This window comes from Sodalinema sp. (assembly GCF_046483825.1).
Lineage (GTDB): Bacteria > Cyanobacteriota > Cyanobacteriia > Cyanobacteriales > Geitlerinemataceae > Sodalinema.
Genome location: NZ_JAWOCL010000082.1, coordinates 1 through 10,378, shown reverse-complemented (window position 1 = coordinate 10,378; position 10,378 = coordinate 1). Strand labels below are relative to the sequence as shown.

Sequence of the window (10,378 nt, the reverse complement as noted above, 5' to 3'; positions counted from 1 at the left end):
TTTCGGGCATTGTTCGATATAAAACTTTGAGATGTCGGGAGGCGCTACGATAGTCTCCTGTCTCCAAAGCCGCGATCGCATCTTCGAGAGAAGGCATAGTTTCAGTCAATCATGAACCGCGAACGATTCACCACAAATGATTCACCGTGAATCGTCAAGGGTTACCGTCAAAGATCATCAAAGATAATGAGCAACGAGTCAACTGAGTCAACCCGTTACACCGTTACCATCATAGTCCGTTTTACCGCTTAAGCCGTTAACGTCAGCAAAAACGTCAGGTTTTCCGACGCCACCAGCGCATGGGGCGCGTTCGCCGGCATAAAGACGAAAACACCCGGTTTGAGGGCGATGGGTTTTCCGTTTAACGTCAGGGTTCCCGTCCCCTCAATGACGGTCACCGAGGCGTTACGAGTGGCCGTATGTTCTTCAATATCGGTATCTTTGCCAAGACAGAAAAGGGTATGTTGAGACACGTCATCTTTGACAATCACTTGACTGAGAACCGCGCGATCGCGATATTCAATCAAATCTGATAATTCCGTGTCAAAGGGAACGTCGGGAGTGGTAATCGTCGCCATGATAAAACTATCCTCGGTAAATGATAAAACAATGATTCAACAACGTCGGAGCAAACCCCCAGGGTCGCCTTCGACTGACTCCATTATTGACTCCGTTGAGCGGCCATGAGCCAATAGCCTAAACTGGAACGATAGTGATTGAACACCTGACGCATTCCCAAGATGCGATCGCGTAACTCGGGATGTCGCACCAGATTCGCCGCAAACTTCATCGTCCCCAGTACCCCTTCATCTTGGATCAGACGAGAGACATCGAGCAAATCCATTGGCCCTGAAGTCTGGTGTTGTATCGTCAACCCCGCCTCCTGAGCCAATTTTTGCCAATCTTCAACCGTCAGAGGTTGAGCGTTGACGCGCAAGCTACTCGCCAGAGACTGGGAGACTTCTCGGGTGGTCGTTTTCATCTCATGGGAGAGAAAGACACCACCGGGTTTGAGGCGATCGCGAATCAAGTGAAACAGTTTCACCTTACCAGCCGCCCCTTGCATCGTCACGATCGCTTCGGCTAGGACAAAATCGAACTGTTCGGGAATCTCATCGAGATTGAAAATGCTGGCCTCGATAAAACCAATGCGATCGCTCAACCCCGCCGCCTCCACCGCCGCCCGCGATCGCTCAACACTCTCAGGGTTTTGTTCGACTCCCACCACCTTAACGTCAAACTGACGCGCCAAGGCGATCGCACTCACCCCAAAACTCGACGCCAGTTCTAACACCGTATCCCCCGGCTGAAAATTCGCCCACGTGAATAACTGTTGGCTGGCAGCCTGACCCCCAGGCCGCAGAACGGTTTTACCCGCCGCCGCCAGAACCTCATGGCCTGGGGCGGTTTTGGGATTGAAGCGTTTGGACGTCATGGCTATTGCTCCTGAGTCATTATCTCCAGTTAAACGCCTGCGCAGCAAAATGACCTTGATATAAGTCAAATCCTTCGATATCCCATCCTCCACCAGCAAATCTGGGCAGCAAATCTGGAAAATTCACAAATTGCCCTTGACATTCAAGTACAATTTTTTTATAATAGAACCATAAATAAAGCTTCACCCCTTAATCAAAGCGCACCAAATTTTTGCTTAAGGTTGGCAAGGCTTCGCGGCCCCGGTGCGGGCCGCGCAAAGCCAAACATCTAAGCAGCGCAATTTTTTTAAGTTACGTTGTTTTAGATTTTCGTACAGAAAGTAGCCACAAAAGCAGCCCCAAAATTCCCCCAAAAATTCTCAATCCAGGCCAGACTCAAGAGCCGCCGCCACCAGAGCCAGAGCCACCGTCGGAGCCGTAACCGCCCGCAAAATCCGTTGTCCCAGAGAAACCCCCTGCCAACCCGAGGCGATCGCAACCTCAACCTCAGCCGTCGTCCAGCCCCCTTCCGGGCCAATCGCGATCGCCATCTCAGCCATCTCGGGACCCCAAGACGCGACATCCTGGCGGACTTGCCTCAACAAATGAGGCCGATCCCCCCGAGCCACACAGAAATACCTCCGAGCCGGGCTAACCGCCGCGATCGCCTCAGCCAGAGACATCGGCCTCTCAACCATCGGAACCCATTGTCGTTCCGACTGTTCCGCCGCCTCCGTCGCAATCCGTTGCCAGCGTTGCAACTTATTCGGACTGGGTTTCAAGAGCGTGCGATCGCTCAACACCGGAATCACCCGAGTCACCCCCAACTCCGTCGTCTGACGAACCACCTCATCAAACCCTTGCCCCTTCGGCAACCCAGCCAACAACGTCAGAGAGATGGGCAATTCCCGATTGAAGTCCAACGCCAGTACCACCCGTCCATAGGGGCCTTCCTCCCCCTCAACCAACTCCGTTTCCCAGCAACTCCCCGAACCATCCATCGCCACAAAGCGATCGCCCCCCTGCAACCGCAACACCCGCATCAAATAATGAAGCTGCTGGCGATTGAGAGTGAGAGTGCGATCGCAAAATTGGCTCGACTCAACCGTAATTCGTTGCACGTTAGATCAATCGTTGAGATGCAATTGAGAACCGCTAATTCGCCACCGGAACCCCCTTCTCAATCTCACTGCTGACCTCATAAAAGCCCGTTTTCGGCGGCGACAAAAACAAATGAGACATCTCCTCTAAAACCGCATCCACCTTAGCATTGCGATTATTGTCCATATCCTCAGGATCATCCCAGAACACCACCGCAATCCCGCGATCCGTCCCCGGTTCCTGTAACAGATACGCCCCCTCAAACCCATCATGATAATTGCGAACCGCCTCATCAAACAGGCGTTTCGCCTCCTCAAAACATCCAGGCTTAAACTCTCCCTGAGCCACATAAGCATACTTGTGGCGTAAAAAATCCATAAAATCACTCATCGTATCAATACCTCTCGAACAGTAGAATCAGGACAACAGTCTTTATTCTCCCCCCGTCGGCAAACAGAGACGGGTAGAGATCACGGAGTCTTTAGATTTCAAGAGTTTCGGACGTTGGCCCGTCCCATCCTTACCCTGACGCTTCAGCGACGCGATCGGCAACCGCAACAGGCGATCGCCATTGAGTTGTAGCACCAACTCCGCCCCCGGAACCGCCCGTACAATCGCCATCAGGCGATCACTGCGATTCGCAAAGCGTAGGCCCTGAGTGCCGATCGCCCCCCGTTCCCCGAGCCGTAACTCCTCAACCGGCAAGCGTTTACAATAACCCCGCTCAGTCACCAACACCAACTCATCAGACGCCTCAACAATACCTAAACCGGCGATCGTTTCCGTCTTCCGTAGCCTTACCGCCTGATAGCCTTGAGCCGTGCGCCCCAACAGCGGCAACTGCTCATCATCCACCGGCATTCGTAACAAGCGGCCCCCACTCGACGCCACGATCGCATCGAGTCCCTCCCGAGCCAGTTCAATCCCATAGAGTCCATCATCTTGCTTGAACTTCAACACCGTTAAGCCCCGAGCCGTAATCTGGCCAATCTCACTCACCGCCAGGCGTTTAATCCGTCCTCCTTGCGTCAAAAACACCACCTGTTGCTGCTCAAAGCGCTCATCGGCCACAAACTGAGCCACGATCGCCTCAGGATCCCCCTGAGCCGCCGGCGGTAACAACCCCACCAAAGGCTGGCCGCGATCGTTGCGGCCACTGAGTTGAGCAATATCACCCACCGCCGCCGAATACAGCTTGCCATCCCGGACAAACATCCACAACGGGCGATCCGTTTGCGTCGCCACCTGTCGTAACGGAAAATCCTCCGTCATATCAACCAATTCCCCCTGAGGCGACACCGGTTCAATGGGGGTGACTCCCTTAAGCGGGAGACGGCGGCCATAACCCCGTTGCGTAATCTCCAAAACCGTCTCTTCCGCTTGGGGCTGGAGATCTAGCGGCAACGAGACACTCAAAGGCTGCGCCTGGGCCTCATCAAACTGCGTCACTTCCGACTTCACCGTTCCATCCGCCGTCACAATGCGAGTGCGTCGCTCATCAGCAAACTTGCGCTTGAGATGACGCAATTCCTTCTTCAGAGATTTAAGCAACTCATGGCGATCGCCCAACAACCCCTGTAACACCTCCCGACGTTGACTCAGTTGAGTCAACTCAGCATTGAGATTGTCTCGTTCCATCCCCGTCAACCGACGCATCGGCATCGCCAAAATCGCATTAGCCTGAGCCTCACTGAACTCTAACCGCTCCTGAAACTGGACTTTCGCCGTCGTTCCATCAGGCGCGTTGCGCAAAATATCAATCACCGCATCCAGATGATCTAAAGCAGCCAACAACCCAGACAACAGATGTAAGCGACTTTCAATTTTATTGAGTTCATCTTGATACTGACGGGTTAGAGTGTCCTCGCGGAAATCCAGAAAAGCCTGGAGCGTCTCCCGGAGGCTCAACTGGCGGGGTTGATTGTCCACCAGAGACAACATGATCACCCCAAAGGTATTTTGCAGCGCCGTGAGACGATAGATTTGCTTGAGAACCTTTTGGGGACTGGCTTCTCGTTTGAGTTCAATCACCACCCGAATCCCAGAGCGATCGCTCTCATCGCGAATATCCGAGATGCCATCGAGTTTACCCTGATTCACCAAATGAGCTAACTTTTCAATCCAACTGGATTTACTCACCTGGAAGGGAAACTCACTGACAATCAGGGCGGGCCGCTGCGATCGCCGCGTTTTGCCCGTTTGCACCGTCTCAACACTCACCACCCCCCGTACCGTCAGACTACCGCGTCCCTTGAGATACGCATCACGAATCCCCTGAATCCCCACAATCTCGCCGCCCGTTGGAAAATCTGGCCCCGGAATGAGTTCCAAGAGTTTCTCATCTGACAGCGTTGGGCGATCGATCAGAGCAATCAGGCCATCGACGAGTTCCCCGAGATTATGAGGCGGGATGTTCGTCGCCATCCCCACCGCAATCCCAGAACTGCCATTGAGCAAGAGAATCGGCAGTTGAGCCGGCAGAACCACCGGTTCCTGTTGAGAATTATCGAAATTGCCCGTAAAATCGACCGTCGCCGTGCCAATCTCACTCAATAGCGCCTGATTTCCCAGTTCACCCAAGCGGGTTTCGGTATACCGCATCGCCGCCGGTGGATCATTATCAATCGAGCCGAAGTTACCATGGCCCGCCAACAGAGGATAACGACTCGAAAACTCTTGCACCAGGCGCACCAGAGCATCATAGACCGACTGATCGCCGTGGGGGTGATATTTCCCCAACACATCCCCCACCACCCGAGCGCATTTACGATAGGGACGATCCGGCGTCAATCCCAGCTCGTGCATCGCGTAAATAATCCGCCGGTGAACCGGTTTGAGCCCATCTCGCACATCCGGAAGCGCCCGCCCCACGATCACACTCATGGCGTATTCAAGGTAGGACTGCTGCATCTCCTGGTGCAAAGCGGTTGGGACAATTTGTCCGCCGGAGAGGAGGTTTAACTGCTTAGCCATGAAGTTCGTTTCCTTAAGGTCTGACAGTGTTGGTGCAACGGGGTTGGTGCAACGGGGTTGGTGCAACGGGGTTGGTGCAACGGGAGCGACGTGCCGAATTTCCCAAACGCCGACATTTTTAACATTTAAGCGCAACGACGGCGTGAAGAACAGTGCGTCGACCGATAGGTCGGCCCTCGCAATCCGCTACAATGATGGGGTAAAGGTCAGATTGCGTAGGATAGTGTACCGTGTGTCGGGTTTGTCCTCCTAGTTCCGCTCTCGTCTCCGAATGGGAGTTTAGCCGAGTTCCTTGGCTAGATTTGCTCAGCGTTTCGGAGTACGATCGAGAACAGGTCGAATGTCCACCGTTAGGGTCAAACAAAGTTTAGGTTAAAACAGCAGATGAAGACCGTTCTGATTGTAGAGGACGATTTAGTTAACGCGCGGGTGTTCTCAAAGATTTTGATGAAACGAGGCGGCATGGCCGTCAAACATACCGAAAATGTTGAAGAGGTGATGGAGATTGCCCAGGCCGGAGATGCCGATATCATCTTGATGGATGTCTCCCTCGCTCACAGCGTCTATCAGGGACAATCCGTAGATGGGATTAAAATTACCCAAATTCTCAAATCCGATCCGGTGACGGCTAAGTTACCCATCATTTTAGTGACGGCTCATGCCATGGCCGGCGATCGCGAGACATTTCTCTCCCAAAGTGGCGCCGATGGCTATATTTCTAAACCCGTCGTCGATCACCAAGAGTTTGTCGACAAAATCCGCGCCCTGATCCCCGCCGAGGAGTAAGCCCGTCCATGGCTTGGCTCACCGGCCGAGATCGGGGGCGCAGATGGGGGCGATCGCCGTCAAGTCCCCGGCCAAAACCACTCACGAGATGAACACTTACCCGAGATCACTAGGGCGCCATCTCGATCGAGAGCGGTTGTCGCTCATCACGAACGCTCGTGACAATCTCCTGAATCTGGGGGGTACTTAACAGATCGCGAGCCGCCGTAATTAGGCGATCGCCCCAGAGGTTCATTTCCAAGAAATCAATCTCAGCATAGCGAACATCCAATTCCAGAGCCGCCTCAGCTAAGCTGATGGCCTGCTCGCGATCGCCTTGAGCATAACGAGCCACGGCGATGGCTAACTGGGGTTCGGCTTCACGGGGGGCGATCGTCCGAGAGTTTTCCCAAAGTTCAACCGCCTCGTCAATCTCCCCCATCTCATAGCGGATCAGGCCCATATTGTTGATGGCCGGCCAGAAGCTATTATTCTGTTCAAAGGCAATTTCATACTGCTCGATCGCTTCCTCGAACTCTCCTCTCATGTAATAGGCGTTCCCTAAATCGAACAACGCCCCGAGTTCTTGAGGTTGTCGCTCCAACCCCGCCTGTAATTCGCGGATCGCCTCCGCATAGTCTTCCGCCTGGAAATAGGCTGAACCGAGCGCAAAGCGAACCAGAGCATTCTCGGGATCTAGGGAACGAGCCGTTTGCAGGGCCGCAATTCCATCATCAACGCGATCAACTTGTAGATACAAACTACCCAAAATCCCCCAAGCTTGGGGATTTGAAGGTAGTAACTCCACGCCTAACTCGGCTCGGGGAATGGCGCGATCATACTGCTGGAAACGAGCCCAGCGATCGGCCTCCTGCAAAACACTCGATCCGAGTTCTTCGAGCTGTTGGCGATCGAGGTCCGGCGCATGGGGAAGCTGCGCCTGGCCACGAGCGGGTTGAACAGCGGTGGCTAAGCCAAGGGTGACCAGTAGAGAAATCCAGAAATGACGTTTTGGCACGGTATCCCGTCGAGGTAGCTGATAGGTGACTATAGTTAGCAGCTTAGTCTATTGTCCCCATAAACGACAATTCTTAGGCCACCTGGCTAGGAGCCGAGTTCGGGGAATACGGCGTTAGAGACCATCACCACAGCATCACCACAGCATCACCACAGCAAAACGGACAACCCCGGAGGATTGCCCGTTAGAGGCGTGATTCGACATTGTTCTTTCGTGATTGGGGGACTCGCATTAGGACAGACTCGCAAGTTAGGTTGACGCGATGCCCTAACCCTCATCCCAAACAGTAATAACAAAGACCTAAGCTCTAAGCCGACTTCTTGTTACTACGACCTTCAAAGGGCTGTAAACCACTGTCAGGATATTCATCCCGGCTAGGAGAAAAAATGCGCAAGAAGCCTTCGGAAACGTACTGTACTGCGTCTTTCATCAATTTCCAGAGTTTCATAAGTATGACCCCACTTGAAAATAACATCAGATCTTAGAGGTGGTTTAAAACACAACCCCTTCTACTTATTAGGATAGCGAAGATTCCCCGTTATCTTCAAGGCTGTAATATTTATTTGAACTCGGTATTAGTTTGAAATATTTGGACCCGAGCGATCGCAACTCCCCTAACATTTGGGGGGAGTGACGTGACATCACTCCCCCCAGGCTGACCCTTCAGCGGCACAAGACGAACACTAGACTAATTGCAAATCGGGATATCCCGCGAGCAAATCATCCGACGTTAGGGTATCGCCAGTCGCTTGAGGAGTCCAGAGAACCTCTACGGCCAGCAGTTGTTCAGCACCAACGCCGCCGAGTTGTCGCAGAGCCTGATTGAGACTCTCCGCATCCTGAATAGCCGGCAGCTTCAGTTTGCCCTGAACCCCAACCAAGAGCGTCACCACAATATATTCACTCGGCTCCTGAGACTCCGCCAGCGCCCCGGATTCTGAGTCTCCGGTGAGGGCTTTATCCGGGCTTTGCTTGAGTTGGTTGTCGTAGTTGCTGAGGGTTTCTTCGGAGAACTTACTCCGTTCAGACAAAGACCAACGATTAAATTGAGCCTCAGCACTGTTTAGACGAGTTTGTTCCGTATCAGAACTGGCGTAAGCAAAGTATTCTGGGTGACGCAACAGAGCTAACGTCGACTCTTGCAACACCTGAGCGCGACCTTGGCCTGAACGGGTATCGGCACTGAGGGCGATGCGATCGAGATCGGTTTGTAATTCTCGGGCCTGGGCCAACAGTCCCACTTGTAGCTTCGCCACTGAGACCGCCGGGTTAAGACTTTGAGGTTCGCCGCCGTCTCCATCACCGCTAGCGCCTCGGAAACTGCGAACCAGGAAGTTGGCAAGACTAATCACGATCAAAATCGAGAACAGTCCCCCGAAGCCGCCACCAAAACCGAAGAAGGGAATCAGGAAGGGAAAGCCAAAGCCACCGCCACCATAACCGCGATTGGGGGCATAGGACCGGCCCGGCGAGCTATAGGAGCGACTCGGAGCGCGGAAGGACCCGCCCCCCATCCGTCCCCCACTACGGGCGGCCAGAGCGCCGTCAGCTTGGGAGAAGAAGAGAATGGCGATGACGCCGACGAGGAAAATAGATTTTAAAATTGGTTTGAGTTTGGCAAGTACGGTACGACCCATAAAACCTCTGATGTTTGTGTATTTTTTATGCCGTTACAGACTCGATCTAGGCTATCCGAGACCCCTGTGGATTCTGAGGATTGTTTAGGAAGCTTTGCGATCGCTGTTACGGATTGTTACGCGATTAATACTAATGTATCGTTTTTCAGACCCAGACTGGGGCCAAGTTTGGGGGGTTGACACTCCCCAGCCTAAAGGCGTGGGGATTCTTCCTTCAACGATTCGACTTGCCCTGACAGGTTTGCACCAGCCAAAGTAGTGGTCAAATCTCCAGAAGCGTGTGGGTCATCGACCCAAGTTCCGGTATGCCCTACCGTACTTAAGGCAGCATTCAGAATGTTGATGGCTGCGTTGTGGTCTCTATCCAACTCGCACCCACACTGACAAACGTGAGTTCGAGTCGAAAGACTTTTCTTGACCACCGTGCCGCAACTCGAGCATTTTTGAGAAGTATAGGCAGGATTCACCGCCACGGTAATCTTGCCAAATTTTACCCCAAAATGCTCTAACCACTTCCTGAACTGATACCAACCCGCATCGTGAATCGACTTGGCGAGACAGTGGTTTCTCACCAGATTCTGTATCCTCAAATCTATGCACTTCGTGCAGGCTTCGCCAACGTAGGCTACCAAATCGTTAGATCGGATAACGCAACGCGCCAGTTTCTTGGCGTGTTCCATGCGCTTAGGCGCAGGCTTCGCCAACACGTTGCCGACTTATTTTGAGGTGTACTCGTCCGAGTCGATTAACGGCTTTTTTCCGGTTGGCAGAGCCTTTCTGTTTTTTACTCACCCTTCGGTGAGCGCGTTTCAGCTTTTTCTCGGCGTTTCGGTCAAACCTCGGGTTCGGTTCGCATTCTCCGTTTGAGTCGGTGTAGAACTCAAGGAGTCCGACATCCAACCCCACAGTATTTCCTGACGGTTCGAGTTCTTCTCGAACCTCTACTTTGACGCAGAACTGAGCGTAATAGCCATCGGCTCTGCGAACCCGTCGAACCCGTTTGATTTGTTCGATACCGTAAAATGCCAAATCCCAGGTTCCAACTAGCTTCAGTCGTCCGATCCCTTTCTTGTCGGTCAAGACAATATGCTTGGGGTCGAGTAACTTCCAACCGGAAGTTTTGTACTCGACGGAACGACTGTTCTTTTTGAACCTGGGATATCCTTTCTTGCCGGGAACCGACTTGCGACAGTTCTCGAAAAATCGAGCGATTGCCGACCAAGCGCGTTCGGCTGAAGCTTGACGAGCCGTGCTGTTGAGTTCTCGAGCAAAATCGTACTCTCGGGCGAGTACCCGACAGTACTTATTGAGGTCGTATTTGTTGACCCCAGGGGTATCCATCCAATAGCGCAGTGCCTTGTTGCGAACGAACTGTGCGGTTCGGATCGCTTCGTCAATCGCCGCGTACTGGTGGGGCTTCCCTTTGATTTTGAACTCAAGAACAAGCATCGCACCGTTGGCATCGGTTG

9 protein-coding genes and 1 pseudogene are annotated in these 10,378 nt (G+C 53.0%); 1 reads left to right on the top strand and 9 read right to left on the bottom strand.

All coding sequences use genetic code 11. The features are described from left to right. Positions 1-248 precede the first annotated feature (248 nt). The 5 genes from R6U67_RS05540 to R6U67_RS05520 all read right to left on the bottom strand — a co-directional run bounded on the left by R6U67_RS05540 (position 249) and on the right by R6U67_RS05520 (position 5,489). Positions 249-578, bottom strand: coding sequence for a cupin domain-containing protein (locus R6U67_RS05540; RefSeq protein WP_410251622.1), 330 nt, complete (start codon positions 576-578; stop codon positions 249-251). Positions 579-661: 83 nt separating this feature from the next. After that, positions 662-1,435, bottom strand: coding sequence for an SAM-dependent methyltransferase (locus tag R6U67_RS05535; RefSeq protein ID WP_410251621.1), 774 nt, complete (start codon positions 1,433-1,435; stop codon positions 662-664). A 360-nt stretch (positions 1,436-1,795) separates the two neighbouring features. Continuing rightward, entirely contained in the window at positions 1,796-2,536 is a 741-nt protein-coding gene (locus R6U67_RS05530; RefSeq protein ID WP_410251620.1) for a 16S rRNA (uracil(1498)-N(3))-methyltransferase, read from the bottom strand. Positions 2,537-2,570: 34 nt separating this feature from the next. Beyond that, positions 2,571-2,906 (bottom strand): antibiotic biosynthesis monooxygenase, encoded by a 336-nt coding sequence (locus R6U67_RS05525; protein WP_068787751.1) that lies wholly within the window; start codon positions 2,904-2,906, stop codon positions 2,571-2,573. A gap of 42 nt (positions 2,907-2,948) precedes the next feature. Then, positions 2,949-5,489, bottom strand: a complete 2,541-nt coding sequence (locus R6U67_RS05520) for a DNA topoisomerase (ATP-hydrolyzing) subunit A (protein WP_410251619.1) — start codon at positions 5,487-5,489, stop codon at positions 2,949-2,951. Positions 5,490-5,873: 384 nt separating this feature from the next. Here R6U67_RS05520 and R6U67_RS05515 point away from each other — a divergent pair, with 384 nt between their 5' ends. Then, complete coding sequence (locus R6U67_RS05515) at positions 5,874-6,275, top strand: response regulator (RefSeq protein WP_410251618.1); 402 nt, start codon at positions 5,874-5,876, stop codon at positions 6,273-6,275. Positions 6,276-6,384: 109 nt separating this feature from the next. On the opposite strand, the gene R6U67_RS05510 is transcribed toward R6U67_RS05515, so the two are convergent. From R6U67_RS05510 to R6U67_RS05495, 4 genes and pseudogenes are all read right to left on the bottom strand, one after another. Then, on the bottom strand, positions 6,385-7,272 hold the full coding sequence (locus R6U67_RS05510) for a tetratricopeptide repeat protein (RefSeq protein WP_410251617.1): 888 nt from the start codon (positions 7,270-7,272) through the stop codon (positions 6,385-6,387). Positions 7,273-7,579: 307 nt separating this feature from the next. Continuing rightward, positions 7,580-7,702 (bottom strand): isochorismate synthase, encoded by a 123-nt coding sequence (locus R6U67_RS05505; protein ID WP_410251616.1) that lies wholly within the window; start codon positions 7,700-7,702, stop codon positions 7,580-7,582. A 253-nt stretch (positions 7,703-7,955) separates the two neighbouring features. Further along, entirely contained in the window at positions 7,956-8,909 is a 954-nt protein-coding gene (locus R6U67_RS05500; protein ID WP_410251615.1) for a DUF1517 domain-containing protein, read from the bottom strand. Between the two features lie 191 nt (positions 8,910-9,100). Then, a pseudogene (locus R6U67_RS05495) lies at positions 9,101-10,358 on the bottom strand (RNA-guided endonuclease InsQ/TnpB family protein). Between the last annotated feature and the right edge of the window lie 20 nt (positions 10,359-10,378).